Origin of the sequence: Streptomyces sp. NPDC102462 (genome assembly GCF_044765425.1) — a bacterium.
In the GTDB taxonomy this organism is placed as follows: Bacteria; Actinomycetota; Actinomycetes; order Streptomycetales; family Streptomycetaceae; genus Streptomyces.
Map to the genome: position 1 here is coordinate 39,583 of NZ_JBIWKB010000016.1, position 18,417 is coordinate 57,999.

The 18,417-nt window shown below is 72.9% G+C and carries 21 protein-coding genes; 14 read left to right on the forward strand and 7 right to left on the reverse strand.

The window, feature by feature from the left end; translation table 11 throughout:
• The first annotated feature begins 6 nt into the window (after window positions 1-6).
• From ACIRFL_RS16150 to hypE, 7 genes are all read left to right on the forward strand, one after another.
• Window positions 7-108, forward strand: a complete 102-nt coding sequence (locus tag ACIRFL_RS16150; RefSeq protein WP_404028761.1) for a DUF6893 family small protein — start codon at window positions 7-9, stop codon at window positions 106-108.
• A 241-nt stretch (window positions 109-349) separates the two neighbouring features.
• Window positions 350-742: a hydrogenase maturation nickel metallochaperone HypA gene (locus ACIRFL_RS16155; protein WP_404028764.1), complete on the forward strand. Its 393-nt coding sequence runs from the start codon at window positions 350-352 to the stop codon at window positions 740-742.
• Between the two features lie 3 nt (window positions 743-745).
• Entirely contained in the window at window positions 746-1,495 is a 750-nt protein-coding gene (gene hypB / locus ACIRFL_RS16160) for a hydrogenase nickel incorporation protein HypB (RefSeq protein WP_404028766.1), read from the forward strand.
• Window positions 1,492-3,876, forward strand: coding sequence for a carbamoyltransferase HypF (gene hypF / locus ACIRFL_RS16165; protein WP_404028768.1), 2,385 nt, complete (start codon window positions 1,492-1,494; stop codon window positions 3,874-3,876). The genes hypB and hypF overlap by 4 nt, the downstream gene beginning before the upstream one ends.
• A 35-nt stretch (window positions 3,877-3,911) precedes the next feature.
• The gene (locus ACIRFL_RS16170; protein ID WP_404028770.1) at window positions 3,912-4,214 is read left to right on the forward strand and encodes a HypC/HybG/HupF family hydrogenase formation chaperone; all 303 of its coding nucleotides are present in this window, start codon (window positions 3,912-3,914) and stop codon (window positions 4,212-4,214) included.
• Window positions 4,211-5,335, forward strand: a complete 1,125-nt coding sequence (hypD, locus tag ACIRFL_RS16175) for a hydrogenase formation protein HypD (RefSeq protein ID WP_404028773.1) — start codon at window positions 4,211-4,213, stop codon at window positions 5,333-5,335. The genes ACIRFL_RS16170 and hypD overlap by 4 nt, the downstream gene beginning before the upstream one ends.
• The gene (hypE, locus tag ACIRFL_RS16180) at window positions 5,328-6,395 is read left to right on the forward strand and encodes a hydrogenase expression/formation protein HypE (RefSeq protein WP_404028775.1); all 1,068 of its coding nucleotides are present in this window, start codon (window positions 5,328-5,330) and stop codon (window positions 6,393-6,395) included. Before hypD ends, hypE begins: the two co-directional genes overlap by 8 nt.
• 67 nt (window positions 6,396-6,462) lie before the next feature.
• Here hypE and ACIRFL_RS16185 read toward each other — a convergent pair whose 3' ends face one another.
• Window positions 6,463-6,930 (reverse strand): hypothetical protein, encoded by a 468-nt coding sequence (locus ACIRFL_RS16185; RefSeq protein ID WP_404028777.1) that lies wholly within the window; start codon window positions 6,928-6,930, stop codon window positions 6,463-6,465.
• 288 nt (window positions 6,931-7,218) lie between these two features.
• On the opposite strand from ACIRFL_RS16185, the gene ACIRFL_RS16190 reads away from it, so the two are divergent.
• Complete coding sequence (locus ACIRFL_RS16190) at window positions 7,219-7,659, forward strand: Lrp/AsnC family transcriptional regulator (RefSeq protein ID WP_404028779.1); 441 nt, start codon at window positions 7,219-7,221, stop codon at window positions 7,657-7,659.
• 19 nt (window positions 7,660-7,678) lie between these two features.
• Here the strand turns inward: ACIRFL_RS16190 and ACIRFL_RS16195 are convergent, their stop codons facing one another.
• Entirely contained in the window at window positions 7,679-8,782 is a 1,104-nt protein-coding gene (locus tag ACIRFL_RS16195; protein ID WP_404028782.1) for a PP2C family protein-serine/threonine phosphatase, read from the reverse strand.
• Window positions 8,783-9,039: 257 nt separating this feature from the next.
• Between ACIRFL_RS16195 and ACIRFL_RS16200 the strand changes: the two genes are divergently transcribed.
• A complete protein-coding gene (locus ACIRFL_RS16200; protein ID WP_404028784.1) occupies window positions 9,040-10,014 on the forward strand; it encodes a GNAT family N-acetyltransferase in 975 nt (324 codons plus the stop codon).
• Between the two features lie 289 nt (window positions 10,015-10,303).
• Here ACIRFL_RS16200 and ACIRFL_RS16205 read toward each other — a convergent pair whose 3' ends face one another.
• Window positions 10,304-11,263 (reverse strand): Gfo/Idh/MocA family protein, encoded by a 960-nt coding sequence (locus tag ACIRFL_RS16205; RefSeq protein ID WP_404028786.1) that lies wholly within the window; start codon window positions 11,261-11,263, stop codon window positions 10,304-10,306.
• Between the two features lie 168 nt (window positions 11,264-11,431).
• Here ACIRFL_RS16205 and ACIRFL_RS16210 point away from each other — a divergent pair, with 168 nt between their 5' ends.
• On the forward strand, window positions 11,432-12,250 hold the full coding sequence (locus tag ACIRFL_RS16210; RefSeq protein ID WP_404028789.1) for an SAM-dependent methyltransferase: 819 nt from the start codon (window positions 11,432-11,434) through the stop codon (window positions 12,248-12,250).
• A 53-nt stretch (window positions 12,251-12,303) separates the two neighbouring features.
• Here ACIRFL_RS16210 and ACIRFL_RS16215 read toward each other — a convergent pair whose 3' ends face one another.
• Together ACIRFL_RS16215 and ACIRFL_RS16220 are read right to left on the reverse strand one after the other, a co-directional pair.
• Complete coding sequence (locus tag ACIRFL_RS16215; protein ID WP_404028791.1) at window positions 12,304-13,224, reverse strand: helix-turn-helix domain-containing protein; 921 nt, start codon at window positions 13,222-13,224, stop codon at window positions 12,304-12,306.
• Between the two features lie 122 nt (window positions 13,225-13,346).
• Window positions 13,347-13,577, reverse strand: a complete 231-nt coding sequence (locus ACIRFL_RS16220) for a DUF397 domain-containing protein (protein ID WP_404028793.1) — start codon at window positions 13,575-13,577, stop codon at window positions 13,347-13,349.
• 204 nt (window positions 13,578-13,781) lie between these two features.
• Here ACIRFL_RS16220 and ACIRFL_RS16225 point away from each other — a divergent pair, with 204 nt between their 5' ends.
• From ACIRFL_RS16225 to ACIRFL_RS16240, 4 genes are all read left to right on the forward strand, one after another.
• On the forward strand, window positions 13,782-14,330 hold the full coding sequence (locus ACIRFL_RS16225) for a hypothetical protein (protein WP_404028796.1): 549 nt from the start codon (window positions 13,782-13,784) through the stop codon (window positions 14,328-14,330).
• A gap of 156 nt (window positions 14,331-14,486) precedes the next feature.
• Window positions 14,487-16,256 carry an ABC transporter ATP-binding protein gene (locus ACIRFL_RS16230; RefSeq protein ID WP_404028798.1) on the forward strand — a complete coding sequence of 590 codons (1,770 nt, stop codon included), beginning with the start codon at window positions 14,487-14,489 and terminating at the stop codon, window positions 16,254-16,256.
• Between the two features lie 123 nt (window positions 16,257-16,379).
• On the forward strand, window positions 16,380-16,616 hold the full coding sequence (locus ACIRFL_RS16235) for a DUF5133 domain-containing protein (protein WP_404028801.1): 237 nt from the start codon (window positions 16,380-16,382) through the stop codon (window positions 16,614-16,616).
• Window positions 16,617-16,772: 156 nt separating this feature from the next.
• Window positions 16,773-16,982 (forward strand): hypothetical protein, encoded by a 210-nt coding sequence (locus tag ACIRFL_RS16240; RefSeq protein ID WP_404028803.1) that lies wholly within the window; start codon window positions 16,773-16,775, stop codon window positions 16,980-16,982.
• Window positions 16,983-17,057: 75 nt separating this feature from the next.
• Here the strand turns inward: ACIRFL_RS16240 and tgmB are convergent, their stop codons facing one another.
• Together tgmB and tgmA are read right to left on the reverse strand one after the other, a co-directional pair.
• Window positions 17,058-18,038, reverse strand: a complete 981-nt coding sequence (tgmB, locus tag ACIRFL_RS16245; protein WP_404028804.1) for an ATP-grasp ribosomal peptide maturase — start codon at window positions 18,036-18,038, stop codon at window positions 17,058-17,060.
• 15 nt (window positions 18,039-18,053) lie between these two features.
• Window positions 18,054-18,245, reverse strand: a complete 192-nt coding sequence (gene tgmA, locus ACIRFL_RS16250) for a putative ATP-grasp-modified RiPP (protein ID WP_383094378.1) — start codon at window positions 18,243-18,245, stop codon at window positions 18,054-18,056.
• Window positions 18,246-18,417: the final 172 nt, after the last annotated feature.

An 18,417-nucleotide genomic window follows, 5' to 3' on the forward strand; every position in this document is an offset into this window, starting at 1 on the left:
AGAGACGTGAAGAAGATCGTCTTCGGCGCCCTGACCGCCGTGGCCGCCGTGCTGGTCGTACAGTCCCTGCCCGACCTGCGACGCTATCTGCGCATCCGCCGCATGTGACCTGACGCGGGTGCGCGCCGACCGGGCGGGGCACTGGCCGCGACCGTACCGGCGGCCGTGTCCAGCCCGCTCGGTCGCGGACCCACCACCGGGTGGGGCTGCGGCAAACGACGGATGCGGGCTTGCTGTGGCGGCGTGCCGGAACACCGGCCCGGTACCCCGCCTCTGTAATGGGAGGCGGCCGCATCGCGTCCGTGCGGCCGGCGCGCAGCGCAGACACGGTCCGCCGGGACGGAGGCAGATGCACGAGATGTCCATCGCGCTGGCGGTGATCGAGCAGGTGGCACAGGCGGCCGAACGGGCCGGTGACGTCAGCGCGGTGCGCTCGGTACGGCTCCAGGTGGGCGAACTGGCCGGCGTGGTACCGGAAGCCCTCGCCTTCTCCTTCGAACTCGCCTGCGCCGGAACCCTGTTGGAGGGCGCCGAACTGGTCACCGACGCGGTGCCCGGACGGGCCCGCTGCACGCCCTGCGACCACGAATGGGCCGTCGGCATGCCGCCCCGGCTCGGCTGCCCGCGGTGCCGGGGCGCGACCACCGAGCTGTTGTCCGGCCGCGAACTGCGCATCGTCGGGGTGCGCTGGGAGGACGGCACGACGGCGGCAGCCGCCCGTGAACCGAGCGAGGAGCGCTGAACCATGTGCCGTGCGGTGGATCTGCACCAGTCCGTGCTCGCCAGGAACGACGAGTCGGCGCACGCCCTGCGTGCCCGGCTCGCGGCCCGCGGCACCACGGTCGTCAACCTGCTCTCCAGCCCCGGCAGCGGCAAGACCGCCCTGCTGGAGCACGAACTCACCCTGGCCCGTGAGCGATCCGTGCCGGTCGCCGCGCTCACCGCCGACCTCGCCACCGAGAACGACGCGGCACGGCTCGCCCGTTCCGGCGTCCCGGTCCGGCAGATCCTCACCGACGGGCTGTGCCACCTGGAGGCCGGGATGCTCGCGCGGCACGTCGAGGAGTGGCTGCCGCGGCCCACGCGGCTGCTCTTCGTGGAGAACGTCGGCAACCTCGTCTGCCCGGCCTCCTACGACCTCGGCGAAACCCTGCGGGTGGTCCTCGCCTCCGTGACGGAGGGCGAGGACAAGCCGCTGAAGTACCCCACCGCCTTCGGCCTCGCCCACCTGGTGGTCGTCACCAAGACCGACATCGCCGCGGCCGTGGACTTCGACGAGGCGGCATTCCGCGCCCATGTCGAACAGGTCAACCCGGGCGTCGAGGTGGTGCTGACCTCGGTACGCGCCGGGCGGGGCCTGGGCATCCTGCTGGAGCGGGCCCTGGCCGCCGCGGACGGCGTCCCGCCGCACACCCCGGTGATGGCCGCCCGCCCGCACGAGCACACCGGGCATGAGCACGGGCACGCGCACGCCGCGGTCCCGGCCCGCTCGTGAGTGTCACCGGGACGGCCGGCGCGACGGTCCTGCGCCGCCGGCTCACCGCGCGCGGCGTGGTCCAGGGCGTCGGCTTCCGGCCGTACGTCCATGCCCTCGCCACCTCGCTCGGCCTGACCGGACACGTCACCAACACTCCCGACGGTGTGGTCGTCGAGATCGAGGGCGACCGTGCGGCCGTCGACCTGTTCTGTGCCCGCCTTACGCCGAACGCCCCGCCGCTGGCCCGCGTCGACGGCGTCGACCACGAGGACGTGCCCGCCACCGGCGACGGCGTGTTCACCATCCTCGCCTCCCGGTCCGACGGCCGGTCCGGCGCCCTGATCCCCCCGGACACGGCGACCTGCGCCGCATGCCTCGGCGAACTGGCCGACCCCGCCGACCGGCGCCACCGCCACCCCTTCGTCAACTGCACCCACTGCGGGCCCCGCTTCACGATCGTCACCGGTCTGCCCTACGACCGGGCACACACCACGATGGCCGGCTTTCCGCTGTGCCCGCACTGCGCCCGCGAGTACGCCGACCCCGCCGACCGGCGCTTCCACGCCCAGCCCGTGGCCTGCCCGGACTGCGGGCCACGGCTGCGGCTGCTCGTCACCCGCCCGCACAGCGGCGGCGCCCCCGAGGAGGTCACCGACGCGGACGCGGTGGCCGCGGCACGCCGGCTGCTGGCTCGCGGGGCGGTCCTCGCGGTGAAGGGAATCGGCGGCTACCACCTGGCGTGCGACGCGACCGACCCCGAGGCCGTCGCGCTGCTGCGCCGCCGCAAGGCGCGGGGCGACAAGCCCTTCGCGCTCATGGCACGCGGCGCGGACGACATCGAGCACCTGGTGTCGCTCACCGCCGCGGAACGCGAACTGCTCGCCGGTCCGGCCCGCCCGATCGTGCTGCTGCGCCGCCGGGCACCGGCCGGGACCGCCGGTGAGTGCCCGGCCGAGCAGGTCGCGCCCGGCAGCCCCGACCTCGGCGTCATGCTGCCCTACACCCCGCTGCACCACCTCCTGCTGGGCCTGCCGGGCGACCCCGAAGGGCCCCGGCTGCTCGTCATGACCAGCGGCAACGTCTCCGGCGAGCCGATCGTCACCGACGAGCGGGAGGCCCTGGAACGCCTGGCGCACCTGGCCGACGCCTGGCTCACCCACGACCGGCCCATCCGGGTGCCGTGCGACGACTCCGTGGTGCGGCTGTGCGACGGGAAACCGCTCATCGTGCGCCGCGCCCGCGGCTATGCGCCGCTGCCGCTCGACCTGCCCGTCCCGGTGCGCCCGGCCCTCGCGGTCGGCGGCGACCTGAAGAACGCGTGCTGTCTCGGCGAGGGGCGGCGTGCCTGGCTGTCGGCGTACATCGGCGACATGGACGACCTCGCCACCCAGCGGGCCTTCGCGCGGGCCGTGGCACACCTGGAGTCGATCACACCGGTGCGGCCCGCACTGCTCGCGGCCGACCGGCACCCCGGCTACCGCTCCGCCCAGTGGGCCCTGCGCCACGCGGCGGGACGCGAGGTGGTCCGCGTCCAGCACCACCACGCGCACATCGCCGCCGTGATGGCGGAGCACGGCCTCGACGGCACGCGGCGGGTGCTCGGCGCCGCCTTCGACGGCACCGGTCACGGCGACGACCGGGCGGTGTGGGGCGGGGAGTTCCTGCTCGCGGACTACGCAGGCTTCACCCGTGTCGGGCACCTGGCCTATGTGCCCCTGCCCGGCGGTGACGCCGCCGTGCGCCGGCCCTACCGCATGGCGCTCGCGCACCTGCGCGCCGCAGGGCTCGGCTGGTCCGCCGACCTGCCCTGTGTCGCCGCCTGTCCCGCCGTGGAACTCACGGTGCTCTCACGGCAGTTGGAGCGTGGCATCCACTGCGTGCCGACCTCCAGCATGGGGCGCCTGTTCGACGCCGTGTCCTCCCTCGCCGGCGTGTGCCACCGCTCCGGCTACGAGGCGCAGGCCGCCGTGGAACTGGAGGCCGCCGCGCTGTCCGCGCCCGCCGATGACACCACCGCGTACGCCTTCGCCGTGGCCGGAGCCGCGTCGGCCGGCGGCCCGCTGCGGGCCGACCCGGCGCCCGTGCTGGCCGCGGTCGTCGACGATCTGCGGGCGGGCGTGCCGGCGGCGTCGATCGCGGCCCGTTTCCACCGCGCCGTCGCCGGCCTCGTCCGCCGTGTCTGCCTGCTGGCCCGGGACCGGCACGGGGTGGACACCGTCGCCCTCACCGGCGGCGTGTTCCTCAACTCCCTGCTCTCCTCGGCCTGCGCCGCGGCCCTTACGGCGGACGGATTCACCGTGCTGCGCCACCACCTCGTCCCGCCCGGCGACGGGGGACTGGCCCTCGGGCAGCTGATGGTGGCCGCCCGCGCCGGCGGCCCGGGCGGGACGACCCCCTGACGACCGACGCACGACCTGACAGCGAGGAGAGGCCCATGTGCCTGGCGGTACCCGGCAGAGTGCTGGACATCGACGAGCGGGACGGCACCCGGGTGGCCACCGTCGACTTCGGCGGCGTGGTCAAGGAGGTGTGCCTGGAATACCTGCCCGACCTGAAGGTCGGCGAGTACGCCATCGTGCACGTCGGCTTCGCCCTGCAGCGTCTGGACGAGGAGTCGGCCCGGCGGACGCTGGAACTCTTCGCCGAACTCGGCATGCTCCAGGAGGAGTTCGGCGACCCCTGGGAGGCGGCCGCGGGCGCGGGCGCCGCGCACACGGGCGAGGAGGCCCACCGGTGAAGTACATCGACGAGTTCCAGGACCCCGAGCTGGCCCGGCGGCTGCTGGACGAGATCCATGCGACGGTGACCAGGCCATGGGCGCTGATGGAGGTCTGCGGCGGCCAGACGCACTCCATCATCCGGCACGGCATCGACCAACTCCTTCCCGAGCAGATCGAGTTGATCCACGGTCCGGGCTGTCCCGTGTGTGTCACACCGCTGGAGGTCATCGACAAGGCCCTGGAGATCGCCGCCCGCCCCGGGGTGATCTTCTGCTCCTTCGGCGACATGCTCCGGGTGCCCGGGACGGACCGCGACCTGTTCCAGGTGCGCGGGGAGGGCGGCGACGTACGGGTCGTCTACTCGCCGCTGGACGCCCTGCGGCTCGCGCAGCGGCACCCGGACCGTGAGGTGGTGTTCTTCGGCATCGGCTTCGAGACCACCGCGCCGCCCAATGCGATGACCGTCCACCAGGCCCGCAGGCTGGGCATCCGCAACTTCAGCGTTCTGGTCTCGCATGTGCGGGTGCCCCCGGCCATCGAGGCGATCATGCGTTCGCCGAGCTGCCGGGTGCAGGCGTTCCTCGCCGCCGGGCACGTGTGCACCGTCATGGGCCTCGGCGAGTATCCCGAACTGGCGCGGCGCCACCGCGTGCCGATCGTCGTCACCGGCTTCGAACCGCTGGACATCCTGGAAGGCGTACGCCGGACCGTGGCACAGCTGGAACGCGGCGAACACACCGTCGACAACGCCTACCCGCGGGCCGTGCGCGCCGAGGGCAACCCGGCCGCGAAGGCCGTGCTGGAGGACGTCTTCGAGGTCACCGACCGCGCCTGGCGGGGCATCGGCGTGATCCCCCAAAGCGGCTGGCGGCTGTCCGGCAGGTACCGCGACTACGACGCCGAACTGCGGTTCCGCGTCGACGGCATCCGCACCCTGGAGCCGGCCGAGTGCCGCAGCGGCGAGGTGCTGCAAGGGCTGCTCAAACCCCACGAGTGCGAGATGTTCGGCACCCGCTGCACCCCGCGCACCCCGCTCGGCGCCACCATGGTCTCCAGCGAGGGCGCCTGTGCCGCCTACCACCTCTACCGACGTCTTCGGACCACACCCGCGCCCCGGGAGGCGAGCCCCGTTGCCTGACACCACCGACACCCTGGACGTGACCGGCTGGACCTGTCCGGCCCCGCTGCGCGACCGGCCCCGCGTGGTCATGGGCCACGGCGGCGGGGGCACGCTCTCCGCGGAACTGGTCGAGCAGGTCTTCGCCCCCGCCTTCGGCGGTGCGGCCCTCGCCGAACTCGGCGATGCCGCGGCGCTCAGCCTCGGCGGGGTCCGGCTGGCCTTCTCCACCGACTCCTTCGTGGTGCGCCCGCTGTTCTTCCCCGGCGGCAGCATCGGCGACCTCGCCGTCAACGGCACCGTCAACGACCTCGCGATGAGCGGCGCCCGGGCCGCCTACCTCTCCTGTGGATTCATCCTGGAGGAGGGGGTGGAGATCGAGACCGTCGCCCGGGTGGCCGACGCGCTCGGCGCCGCCGCGCGGACCGCGGGCGTGGAGGTCGCCACCGGCGACACCAAGGTGGTCGAGTCCGGGCACGGGGACGGCATCTTCGTCAACACGGCGGGCATCGGCCTGATCCCGGCCGGTGTCGATCTGCGCCCGGCCCGGGTGGTGCCCGGCGACGTGGTGATCGTCAGCGGGCCGGTCGGGGCGCACGGTGTGGCCATCATGAGCGTGCGCGAGGGCCTGGAGTTCGGGGTCGAGATCGTCAGCGACTGCGCGGCGCTCGGCGGCCTGGTGGCGGACATGCTGGCCGTCACCCCGGATCTGCACGTCCTGCGCGATCCCACCCGCGGCGGGCTCGCGGCCTGCCTCAACGAGATCGCGAGCGCGTCGGGCACCGGTGTCGCCATCGCGGAACGCGCCGTGCCCGTCCCGCCGGCGGTGGCCGGCGCCTGCGCCGTGCTGGGCCTCGACCCCTTCTACGTCGCCAACGAGGGCAAGCTGGTGGCGTTCGTGCCGCGCGAGCACGCCGACGCCGTGCTGGCGGCGATGCGGGCGCATCCGCTGGGCGCTCAGGCCGCGATCATCGGCGAGGCGGTGGCGGAGCACCCCGGGATGGTGGTGGCCCGCACCGGCCTGGGCGGCACCCGGGTGGTCGACATGCCGCTCGGGGAGCAACTGCCGCGGATCTGCTGAACGCTGCCCGGATCGGCTGAACGCGCCCGGATGTGCCGAGCGCTCCCGGGCGTGCGCGCCGCCCGGCTCAGCCGGGGTCCGGCGGCTGGAGGACGGACAGGGTGCCGTGTGCCTGACGCAGCGCCACCTCCAGCGCGGCCGGGGCGTGCAGGGTGCCCGATCCGTCCGGCGGGACCAGCCACTCCATGAGCCCGGCCGGACGGTACGGCGGCGGCACCGCGACCCATGCGCCCTTGCTCGCGTGCCGCAGCCCGGCCCCGACCCAGCGGCTGCCCGGGTCCGGTGGCAGGAAGAAGCCGACCCGGTGGGCGCCGCCGTCCGCGAGCGTGGGGCCCGGCAGGGGCAGCGACGGGCTCCACAGCAGATCGAGGGTGAGCAGCCCCAACTCGTCGGGGACGCTGAGCACGTCCCAGTAGCGCCCCGCCTCCAGCAGGGCGATGCCGGCGCCATGGTCCCACTCCCGCTTGCAGGTCCGTGGGTCGCAGGAGGCCGCCGCCAGCCACTCCACGCCCCGCATCCACGTCGCGTCCGTCATCTGCCGCTCCGGATGCCGGGCGCACGAGAGAACCGCACGATACGGCACACCGACCCGGCATATGCATCCTTGTAGATATTTCTATGCCGGGGAAGGGGTGGCGTGCCCTGGCGCTTTACGGCGCGTACGCTTCCCGCGTTCCGTCGTCTCCCTGTTCGAGGGTGGACCGGGCGGCCGGGCCTCCTGGACGCCCCCACCGAGGTCTTCGCCGCGGGCCTGACGGAACAGGCCGGCTGGGGCGCGCCGATAAGGTGGGCGCAGCCGGGCCGACGGCGGGAGAGGACGAACGTGGACGAGATCGACCGGGCCATCCTGCGCGAACTGCAGACCGACGGGCGCATCGCGTACGCCGACCTCGGCCCGAAGGTCGGCCTGTCCGCCTCGGCGGCCCGGCAGCGTCTGCAACGGCTGCTGGACTCCCGGGCGGTCCAGGTCGTCGGCGTCACCGATCCGATGGCCATGGGCGGTCAGGCCATGGCGCTGCTCGGCATCGGCGTGGACGGCGATCCGCGTGCCGTCGCCGACGAACTGGCCGACCACCCCGAGGTGATCTACGCGGTGCTCACCTCCGGCGGCTTCGACCTGTTCGCCGAGGTCGTCACCCCCGGCCCCAAGGACCTGCTCGACTTCGTCAACGACGTCGTGCGGCCGATCGACGGCGTACGGCAGATCCAGTCGTTCCCGTACTTCGGCATCCACACCCACCGCTTCCTGTGGGACGTCGGCTGAACCCGGCGCCGGGCGCGGTTCACCGGGTGGGCAGCGGGGTGAGGACGAGCATGGTCGCGTCGTCCCGGACGGCGTCGGCGTGCTCCAGCAGATCCGCCCACACGCGGGAGGTCAGCGCGGCCGGGTCCCCGGCGGCGAGCGCACGCAGCCGCTTCGCCAGCGGGTAGAACGCACCGGAGGCGTCCCGTGCCTCCCACACCCCGTCCGAGGCCAGGAACAGCCGGTCACCGGGCTCCAGACCCACGGTGACCTCCTTGGGCGGGTCCAGGCCGAACGGGCCGAGACCCAGCGGAATCCCGGGACTGACCCCGATCTCGCGGGCCTGCCCGTCGCGCAGCAGCACCGGCGGCGGATGCCCGCGGACCACGATCCGCACATCGCGGACGTCGACGGAGAACTCCAGCAGTACCGCGGTGGCGAACATCTCGGCGTGCCGCTCGCCCGCCGAGTCCGCCGCCAGCCTGCGGTCGAGGCGGGCCGCGACGCCCTCCAGGTCCGGCTGGTCGAGCACCGCCTCCCGGAAGGCACCCAGCAACGAGACCACGGTGGGCACGGTGACCAGCCCGTGCCCCTGCACATCGGCCATCACCGCCCGGACCCCGTACGGGCCGTCGCGCACATCGAAGAAGTCCCCGCCGACCAGCGTCCCGCGCTGGGCGGCCCGGTACAGCCCCGCACAGCCGACATCGCCGACCCGCTGGGGCAGCGGCGGCGCGATGGCCCGCTGCACGGCCTGCCCGACCGTACGCTCGGTGACCAGCTGGGCGTCCCGATGACTGCGCACATAGGAGACGAACACGCTCAGCAGCACGACGAAGACGATGGTGAGCAGATCGGTGTTGCCCGGCCGGTTCAGATGGGTGGCCGGCACGTTCAGCACGACCACCACCAGGGCGCCCATGACCGCGGTGGCCAGCGGCCCGTACGACAGGACGGTGAGCGGCGGGATCGCCCCCAGCAGGAAACCGATGTCGAGCGCGTTGCGGCTGAGCAGGGTGGCCGTGGTGACACAGGCGACCAGGGCCACGGGCAGCACCCGCACCCAGCGCGGCGGCGGCGCGCCCCGCAGCCAGTCACGCTCGTCCCGGTACCGGCGCCAGGGCCGGCCGCGGACCCTTCCCACACGCCCACGCTACGCCCGGCCGCGGCACCCGGCCGTCCGCAGGCGCCCCCCGGGCGGGATCCCCGGGCCATCCCGGAAAAGCGGTGGACCCGGGGCATGGCCCGCCCCTACGCTGGCACCGCACGCCCGAGACCCGACGGAAGGAGGCGAGTGCCATGTGGTCCGAGTTCACCCAGCGCTCCCTCTCCGTTGCCCCGGCGTGCCACGTCTGACCTGACCGGGAGCGCACCCGTTACGTACGCATCCCGGAGGAATCCATGACCGGTCCGGTCATCCAGACGCTCGACGAGCACACCGTCCACCTCTTCGACGCCCTGCCCGACCCGCTGCGCGCACGCGAGGCGCACCGGCTGACCCGGTACCGCCCCGACTGGAAGCGGGTGGCGCTGCGCGACGGCCAGGTGGTGGCGCGGGCCGCCTGGTGGGGCGGACCCGACGACACACAGCCCCTCGTCGTCAACTGGTTCGACGTGGCCGAGGGCGAGGAGGAGGCGGGGGCCGAACTGCTGCGGACCGCGCCCTGGCAGGTCGACGACCTCGAATTCAACCTTCCCGGCGGCTGGCGCGACGTACCCGCCCTGAAGGCCGCAGCCGAGACCCGCTTCGCCGCCGCCCGGACGGCCGGCTACCGGCCCTTCGTGGAGCGCTTCATCTACCGGTGGACGCCGCCGTGCGGGCTGCCCGCACGGCCGGGGCGGCTCGTCTTCCGCCCCGAGCCCGACGACGCGGTGTTCTTCGACGCCCTGCGCCGCATCCACTCCGTCACCCTGGACGCCCACGCCCTGCGGGCCATCGAGAAGGGCGGAGTGGAACTGGCCGCCCAGGAGGAGATCGACTTCTTCCGCTGGTGTCCGTCGCCGCGCGAGTGGTGGCAGATCGCGTACACCCCGCGGGGTGAGCCCGTCGGCATCCACATTCCCGCGCACAACCCGGTGGGACCCTGCATCGGTTTCATCGGGGTCCTGCCGGAACAACGCGGCCACGGCTACGCCCGCGACCTGCTGGCCGAATGCACCCACTTCCTCGCCGAGCACGGCGCGCAGACCATCGCCGCGGCGACCGACCGAGGCAACTTCCCCATGGCCGCCCACTTCGCACGCACCGGCTACCCCGTCGTCCGAGAACGCGCCCATTTCCACCGCGCCCAGGAGCCGACCGACAGCACCCCCGAAGGGGCGCGGCGAACGGCGCGCCCAGCCACGACGCCGCCGCAGCCAACGAACGACAGGTAGCGGCCCGGACGGTGCGACAGCGCCCTGGAAGGGGCGCGGGGCCGTGTCGATATGCGGCTCCGCCGCGCGGGCGCGACCAGCCACGACGGCGCCCCGAAGGGGCGCGGGGAACGGCGCGACCAGCCACGACGCTGCCGCAGTCGACGAATGACAGGTAGCGGCCCTTCCCACGAAGCACTCGGCAAAGGACGGTGCGACAGCGCCCCGGAAGGGGCGCGGGGAACGGCGCGACCAGCCACAACGGCGCCGCACACGACGAACGACAGGTAGCGGCTCTTTCAGCAGAACGCTAACGGCCACGGCGCCGCAGGCAACCGACGGCACAGCGCGGCTCTTCCAGCGGAGCGTTCAGCTGAGGGACGCCCCCCCCGCCAAGGCCCCGCAGGGACTCCGCTGCGGCAAGGACCTCGCTCACCCGGAGGGCAAACGCGGCGTCGCACGGATGAGACCTCCCCGTGCGCGCCGCCTCCAGCAGCGCGTCCACGGCCCGGCCGAAGGCCGGGAGGGCGCCGTCCGCGCTGTCCGGCAGCGTGCTCACCCCGGCCTCGCCGCGCAGCTCGACGGTGGCACCGGCCGCCGCCGGCGGCGCGGTCAGGCTGAGGGTCAAGGTGCTGGAGGCGCCGCCGATATGGTCGAGGACGACATGCGCGGTGTCACCGGGTCCGTGCGCCGCCGCGCTCACCCGGCGCACATCGCCCAGCACCGGCAGCAGCACGGACAGGGCATGCGGGCCGACGTCCCACAGCGCGCCCTTCTCCCGGCGCCACGGCGACGCCCCGAACGGGCTGTCCGTCGTGAACACCGAGCCCAGCCACTGTGCCCGCGCGGTGAACCAGCCGCCCTTCTTCGCCTGTTCGGCGATCCAGGCGTCGGCCTCGGGCTGGAACCGGGTGGTGAAGAACACCACGGAGGCGACCTCGGCCCGCCGCGCGGCCTCGACGACCTCCCGGCCGTGCGCCACCGTGGCGGCGAGCGGCTTGTCCAGCAGCAGATGGCGTCCGGCGCGGGCCGCCCGCGCGGCGAGCGCGGCCTGCACGTCGGGCGGCAGCGCCACGGCGACCGCGTCCACGTCGGCGAGCAGGGCGTCCACGTCGGTGTAGGCCCGGGTGCCGTGCCGGTCCGCCAGTTCGGCGGCGGCGTCCGCGCGCCGCCCCCACACCCCGGTGAACTCGACCTCGTCGTGCCCGCTCAGGGCGGGGGCGTGGACCATCTGGGCCCAAGGGCCGGTGCCGAGCAGTCCGATGCGCATCGCGCTGCCTCTCCAGGGTGCCGAACGTGACGACCGGCGCGGCCCGCCGGTCCTGGATGAGGGTTTCACAGATCGTCCGCGCGTGGACTTACCACGAGTACGGCCCAGTCCCTAGTATGTACTCCCTGTTATCACCGGCCAGTTGACACAGTACGTACCGGGGGAGCGATGCAAGCAGGAAACCAGCCGTCCAAGGAGATCGACCCCACCGTGCCGACGGCCGCGCGGATGTACGACCACTACCTCGGCGGCAAGGACAACTACGCGGCGGACCGGGCGGCGTGCGAAGAACTGGACAAGGTGGTGCCGAGCACCCGGCGGCTCGCCGTCAACAACCGCCGCTTCCTGCAGCGCGTGGTGCGCACGCTGGCCCGGGACTACGGCGTCCGGCAGTTCCTCGACCACGGTTCCGGGCTGCCCACCCAGGACAACGTGCACCAGGTCGCCCAGTCCGTCGACCCCACCTCCCATGTGGTCTACGTCGACAACGACCCCATGGTGCTGGTGCACGGCCGGGCGCTGCTGGAGCAGGACGAACGCACCGCCGTCATCCAGGCCGACATGCGCGACACCGACGGGATCTTCGGGCACCCCGAGACGCAGCGGCTCATCGACTTCAGCCGGCCGGTGGGCGTGCTCTTCGTCTCGGTGATGCACTGCCTCCCGGACAGCGAGACCGACGGACCGCCGGCCCTGGCCCGGCGGGTGGCCGAGCGCCTCGCCCCCGGGAGCTTCATGGTGATGTGCCAACTGGTCAGCGAGGACGCCGAGGTCCGTAAGTTCGTCACCGACTTCATGGACCAGACCACGCAGGGGAACTGGGGCCGGGTGCGGCAGGAGAAGGACGTCGCCGAGCTCTTCGAGGGCCTGGAGATCCTGGAGCCCGGCCTCGTCGAGGTGTCGACATGGCGGCCGGACTCGGAGGTGGCTCCGCGTCAGCTCACCCACGAGTGGATCGAGTTCGGCGGCGTGGGCCGCGTCGGCTAGAGAGCAACGCGCAGAGCGCAGGCGGGTCGTGCGCGCACGGCCCGCACGGCCCGTCAGGGGGCCGGGTAGCGTTCCGTCATGATCCGGTCCAGCAGGTCGACCGACTGCCGCGGCTGCAACGCCTCGTCGGCCAGCCGGTCCAGGGCCACCCGGTACTCCTCGGTCTCGTCCCGGTCCTCCAGGAAGTTGGCGCTCCTGATGTGCTCCAGGTAGACCACATCGGGCAGATCGAGGCCGCCGAACCGCAGATGGGTGACCGGGATCGCGGGCGCCGACGCGTCGGTCACGTCCAGCGGGACGATCTGCAGCGTGACATGCGGGCGTTGGGCCATCCGCAGCAGGTGCTCCAGTTGCTCGCGCATCACCTCGGGACCGCCCAGGACCCGCAGCAGCACCGACTCGTCGATGATCACCCACACCTGGGGCGCATCCGGGCGGTGCAGCAACTCCACCCTGCGCATGCGCAGTTCGACGCGTCTGCGCACCTCGTTCTCCGGCGCCGTCGGAAGGCCGCGCCGTACCACCGCATGGGCGTAGTCCGGTGTCTGCAACAGACCAGGAACGTACTGGATCTCGAAGGTACGGATCGCGACGGCGGCCTCCTGAAGACCGACCAGCCGGTCGAACCACTCGGGCATCAGCCGCTTGTCGTACCGCTGCCACCAGCCCGGCTCACCGGCCCGCCGCAGCAGCCTCAGCAGGACCGAGGACTCGTACGCTTCCGTGCCGTACAGCGTCAGCAGGGCCCGCACATCGGTCTCGGTCGGGGGCCTGCGGCCCTTGCCCGCTTCGATGCGGGACAGCTTCGCCGCGCTGAAGCCGACGCCACGCGCAGCCTGCTCCTGGGCCAGCCCCGCGTCCTCGCGGAAGCCCGCCAGTTGGACGCCGACCAGCATCTTCAGCAAAGTCGGGGCCGGTTCGGCGCGGTCCAGATAGGGTTCGAGACGGGAGACGCGAGGGGATTTCGCTGACATCCTTGCTCCCGGCAGACCGGCGACGGAGACCGTCAGACTAACGCACGCGGCGCACCCCGGCCCATGTCCCCGACACATGTGGGGCGTTGGGTTCCGGGCAGGGTGCGCCGCGGGGGGCGTGGCTAGAGCAGGTTGTCGAACTCGCCGTCCTTCGCACCCGCCAGGAAGGCGGCCATCTCGGCAGGCGTGTAGACGAGCGCGGGGCCGTCCGGGTCGCGGGAGTTGCGCATCGCGACACAGCCGCCGGACAGGGCCGCCACCTCCACGCAGTTGCCCTCGGCGTTGCTGTGCCTGCTCTTGATCCATCGCACGTCGAGCGAGCTGGCCCGCACGCCGTTCGGCACCGGTGACATCACAGCCTCCTTGTGGCTTCACGTCCCGCCCCCGGGGAGCGGACGCTCGCCTGACGCGAGGCCGCCGGGGCGGGCCCCGGGTTCCTACCCACTTCTCGCGCAATTTCCCGTGCAATTGCACGCGGGCGTTGTCGACGTGAATAATGGCGCCGACGCCGCTCCCGCCGTCGGCGTCCCGACCTGACCGCGAATCAGGGAGATGTCGTGTCATCGCCTGCGCCTCGGACCAACCCCTCCAGCACCGGGCGGACCGAATCCGCGACGGCCTCGCTCCGGGCGGCGACCGCGCCGCTGGCGGCCGTCGACGAGGTGCCCTGGCACCAGTTCAAGGACTCCACCGGGTCCGCCGAGGGCATCCCGCTGCTGCTGCACATCATCGCCCGCGGCGACGAGGACCGCGCCCGGCAGGCACTCGGCGAACTGCGCACCCGCATCTGCCAGTACGGATTCGTCGTGGAACAGGCCACGGCCGTCACCGTGCCGTTCCTGTGGGAACTTGCCCGGCAGCCCCGCATCGCCTGCCGCGCCCAGATCATCGAACTCCTCGGCAGCATCGCGGCGGCACGCCAGTGGGAGGAGACGGCCGCCGTCTACCCCAAGCTGCTCAACCACCGGGAGAACCACGTGGTCTGGGAGCGCAACGCCCGGGAGGCCGTCCGGTCGGGCCGGGGCCTGATCCGCCACCTGCCGCCGGGCGACTGCCCCGAGGTCGCCCGCGCCACCAGGGAACTGGCCCGCGCACTGGGGGAGTAGCCCCCCTCTCCGTCCTCGTCCGTCCTCGTCAGTCCTCGTCAGTCCTCATCCGTCCCGCGGACGGCACCGGATTGCCGGTGCGGATCGGACGTAGGACCGCGACGGCTGGGTAGAGAGCGCTTGCCCGACCGTCCGGTCACCGGAGAGGAACCGTCGATGGCCTCGTCGTCGCCAAGACCCCTCGACCACCGCTACCGCGGCGAACACCCGGTGCGCACCCTGGCCTACCTGTTCCGCGCCGACCGCGGGAGGCTGGCCGGGGCCGTGCTCGTGTTCACCGTCAAGCACAGCCCCGTCTGGCTGCTGCCGCTGATCACCGCGTCCATCATCGACACCGTCGTGCAGCACCAGCCCATCGCACGGCTGTGGACCAGCACCGCGGTCATCCTGTTCATCCTGCTGGTCAACTATCCACTGCACCTGCTCTACGTCCGTCTGCTGTACGGCAGTGTGCGGCGCATGGGAACCACCCTGCGCTCGGCGCTGTGCACCCGCATGCAGCAGCTGTCCATCGGCTACCACTCCCGGGTCAGCGCCGGCGTGCTCCAGGCCAAGGTCGTGCGCGACGTGGAGACCGTGGAGCAGATGGTGCAGCAGACCGCGGAAAACGGGCTCGGCGCCCTGACCGTGCTGACCGGCGGACTGGTCATCATCGCCGTCCGCACCCCTGAGTTCGTCCCCGTCTTCCTGGTCGTCGTGCCGGTCGCCGCGCTGCTCGTGGCCCGGCTCCGGGCCCGGCTGCGCACCCACAACGAACGGTTCCGGCACGAGGTGGAGACGCTGTCCACCCGGGTCACCGAGATGACCCGCCTCATCCCGGTCACCCGGGCGCACGGACTGGAGAACAAGGCGCTGCGCCGGATGGACGGCACCCTCAGCCGCCTGCTGACCTCCGGGCTGCGCCTGGACCTGCTCAACGGCCGGTTCGCCTCGCTCGCCTGGGTGGTACTCAACGTCGTCGGCGTGCTCGTGCTGGCCGGCGCGGCGCTGATCTCCTACTACGGCCTGTGGGGGGTCAGCGCGGGCGACGTCGTCATGCTCAGCGCCTTTCTCACCACCCTGACCAACTCGACCACCACGCTCGCGGCACTGGCCCCCGTCATCACCAAGGGGTTCGAGTCGGTCCGCTCGGTCGGCGAGGTGCTCGAGGCCCCCGAACTGGAGGACAACGAGGGCAAGCGGGAGGTCACCGCGGTGCGCGGCGCGATCACCTTCGAGAACGTCGGCCTCGCCTACGACGACGACCGCGGGCGGCCCGCCGTACGGGATTTCGACCTCGCGGTGCGGCCGGGCGAGACGATCGCCCTCGTCGGCGCGTCCGGCGCGGGCAAGTCCACGGTTCTCAACCTCGTCATCGGCTTCATCCGGCCCACGTCGGGCCGCCTCCTGCTCGACGGCCGGGACATGAGCGGCCTCGATCTGCGCACCTACCGCAGGTTCGTGTCGGTCGTGCCCCAGGAGTCGATCCTGTTCGAGGGCACGGTCCGGGAGAACGTCGCCTACGGCATGGACGACGCGGACGAGGAGACGGTGCGCGCGGCGCTGCGCGACGCCAACGCCCTGGAGTTCGTCGAGCGGCTGCCCCACGGGCTCGACACGATGGTCGGCGAGCGCGGCGCCCGGCTCTCCGGAGGCCAGCGGCAGCGCCTCGCCATCGCCCGCGCGCTCATCCGGGACCCGCGGGTGCTGGTCCTGGACGAGGCGACCTCGGCGCTGGACACCCAGTCCGAGGCGCTTGTCCAGCAGGCCGTCGCGCGGCTGTTGCACGGCCGCACCACCTTCGTGGTGGCGCACCGCCTGTCCACCGTGCGCGGCGCCGACCGGATCGTGGTGATGGCGGGCGGCACGATTCGCGAGATCGGCCGGCACGAGGAACTGCTGCGCCGCGGCGGCGCCTACGCGGACCTGCACCGCGGGGCCGCCTGACCGCGCTGCGCGCGCCGCCGTGCCCCGCGCAGCCCAGAAGGGAGAAGGAAAGGGCAAGGAAGGGGGAATGAACGTCCGTTTCCCGGGCATACGCAGCGCATAACACGAGAGAGGGGCATACACGTGCCGGTCCCGGACCCCAAGGTCGTCAGAAAGCTGCTGACCCGTTACGCGTCGCTACGGATCGCCCAGGCCGAACGGCCGACACCGGCGGCGGCGCGGGACCTGGCGGAGGTGACCCGCGCCCTGTGCGCGATGACGGGCACCGCGGACGTCCGCGAGGCCATCGCCCGGGCCGACGTCCTGCTGATCCGGGCGCGCGGCACCGCTGAGGAGAGCGGACTCCCGCTCGCCGGATGACGTCCGCGCCGGCCGCCCGCACGGCCCGGCCCGCGGCGGCGGCGTCAAGCCCTGCGGGGGAACCTCCACCACGACCGCACCAGAACCGGCGCCGGTCCTTACACTCGTCAGCTGTGCCCATGTCCATGGGCCGTGCTCGGAAAGGCGCTTTGACGGGTGTTCCAGGATTCCCCCATCTACGACCGGCTCGTCGCGGAACGCGGCGACGTACCCGCGGGAGTACGCGAAGAGGCCGACCGCCTGCGCAGGGAAGTGGAGGCGGTCATGCTGCCGCTGCGGTCGCGGCGGGCGCCGAGTGCCGCGCTGCCGTCGCCCGCGGCCCCGCCCTCGCAGTGGCAGCGCGTGCACCCGCTGCCCGGTCTCTGAGCCCCCTGGGCCGCGCGGCGGGCGGCGGGCGGCGGTGCCACGGCGGCGGGGCGACGCCACACCCTCGGCGGGCCCTCACGGCGCCGGCCTCGGTCCTGCGCCCGCCGATGAGGTGTCGTCGGGCGCGGACGCCAGCCACTGCGCGATGGCGCGGGCGATCGGCTGGCCGGTGTCCATCTCGACGAAGCCGAACTGGCCCGACTGGTTGCACTCCAGGAACCACCAGATGCCGTCCGCGTCCTCGGCGAAGTCGAACGCCCCGTAGGCGAGTTCGGCGCCGCTGAGATAGGCGTGCACGGCCGTCGCGACCCGCGGGGGCACCTCCACGGCGCTCCACGGGGACAGGGACGGGGCGAAACGCACGTCCACGTCGTCCGGGTCGGCGTCCGGCTCGATGGCCTTGCGCGCGGCGAACAGCCGGCCGCCGACGGCGGTCAGCCGGATGTCGGCCCGCTTCGGCACCCTGCGCTGCAGCAGGGTCGGACCGAACGCGACGGCCGAGAAGTCGGTGTCCGGCGCGACCCTGCTGGTCGGCACCGCCCGCGGCGGCTCCTTGGGGTGCGCGCCGGAGACGGGCTTGACCACGAGATCCGGGAAGCGCTCCGAGAACTCCCGGGCGGCCTGGGGGAACGTCGTGATCAGGGTGGCGGGCACGGGCAGCCCGCTGCGCTGCGCGAGTCCGAGCTGCCACGGCTTGTGACGGGCCCGCCGTGCGGCGTCGGGATGGTTCATCCAGCGTGCCTCGGTGCAGCGCAGCATGCCGTACAGGGCCTGGGACGCCTCCTCGGTGAGCCAGGCGGACGGCTGGGACGCCCGGGCCGCCGCGAGGCCCGGTCTGCGCACCCAGACGGAGCGCAGACCGCTCATGCTCACCAGCCGGCCGGCGACGGACAGATGGCCGTGGCAGACGCCCCGCACGTACTCGCCGGACAGGGCGACACCGGTGGTGAGATCCGCTGGATCGAGGCGGACCACGGGCACCCCGGCCTCATGGAGCCGGAGGACCACCATGTCCGCCGTCACGTCCTCTTCACTGGTCAGAATGAGCACGGTCATGGCGAGAGCTCGCGGTCAGTCGTCGAAGTGCGTTTTGGAGCCGGCCGTGGAGGTCGTGGTCCCCAGCGCTCTCAGTGTCGCGTGGTCGGTCGCGGCGATGCGGCCGTCGGGGAGCACGTTCAACTGCAGTCCGGAGTCGTACATGTACGGAGTGGTGACATCCAACTGCACAGCCGGTCGGGCGTAGTTGAGCGTGAACGGTTGCATGGTCTCTCCCTGTTTCAGCTTCCATGCACTTATACGATTCGAACGCCTGGTTGGTTTCCTTACTCTGTGTGATCTCCGTCCGAATTAAGGCCGAATTAAGGAAGCGGCGCGGCGCCGTTCCGCCAAAGCCACGGAAAGCGCACACCCGTTCGGCACATGACGCCGGCCGTAA

Excerpts from the sequence above, each read along its gene's own strand:
- ACIRFL_RS16155 (WP_404028764.1), top strand. The coding sequence starts at position 350 with ATGCACGAGATGTCCATCGCGCTGGCGGTGATCGAGCAGGTGGCACAG.
- hypB (WP_404028766.1), top strand. The coding sequence starts at position 746 with ATGTGCCGTGCGGTGGATCTGCACCAGTCCGTGCTCGCCAGGAACGAC.
- ACIRFL_RS16170 (WP_404028770.1), top strand. The coding sequence starts at position 3,912 with ATGTGCCTGGCGGTACCCGGCAGAGTGCTGGACATCGACGAGCGGGAC.
- ACIRFL_RS16185 (WP_404028777.1), bottom strand. The coding sequence starts at position 6,930 with ATGACGGACGCGACGTGGATGCGGGGCGTGGAGTGGCTGGCGGCGGCC.
- ACIRFL_RS16200 (WP_404028784.1), top strand. The coding sequence starts at position 9,040 with ATGACCGGTCCGGTCATCCAGACGCTCGACGAGCACACCGTCCACCTC.
- ACIRFL_RS16205 (WP_404028786.1), bottom strand. The coding sequence starts at position 11,263 with ATGCGCATCGGACTGCTCGGCACCGGCCCTTGGGCCCAGATGGTCCAC.
- ACIRFL_RS16210 (WP_404028789.1), top strand. The coding sequence starts at position 11,432 with ATGCAAGCAGGAAACCAGCCGTCCAAGGAGATCGACCCCACCGTGCCG.
- ACIRFL_RS16215 (WP_404028791.1), bottom strand. The coding sequence starts at position 13,224 with ATGTCAGCGAAATCCCCTCGCGTCTCCCGTCTCGAACCCTATCTGGAC.
- ACIRFL_RS16220 (WP_404028793.1), bottom strand. The coding sequence starts at position 13,577 with ATGTCACCGGTGCCGAACGGCGTGCGGGCCAGCTCGCTCGACGTGCGA.
- ACIRFL_RS16230 (WP_404028798.1), top strand. The coding sequence starts at position 14,487 with ATGGCCTCGTCGTCGCCAAGACCCCTCGACCACCGCTACCGCGGCGAA.
- tgmB (WP_404028804.1), bottom strand. The coding sequence starts at position 18,038 with ATGACCGTGCTCATTCTGACCAGTGAAGAGGACGTGACGGCGGACATG.
- tgmA (WP_383094378.1), bottom strand. The coding sequence starts at position 18,245 with ATGCAACCGTTCACGCTCAACTACGCCCGACCGGCTGTGCAGTTGGAT.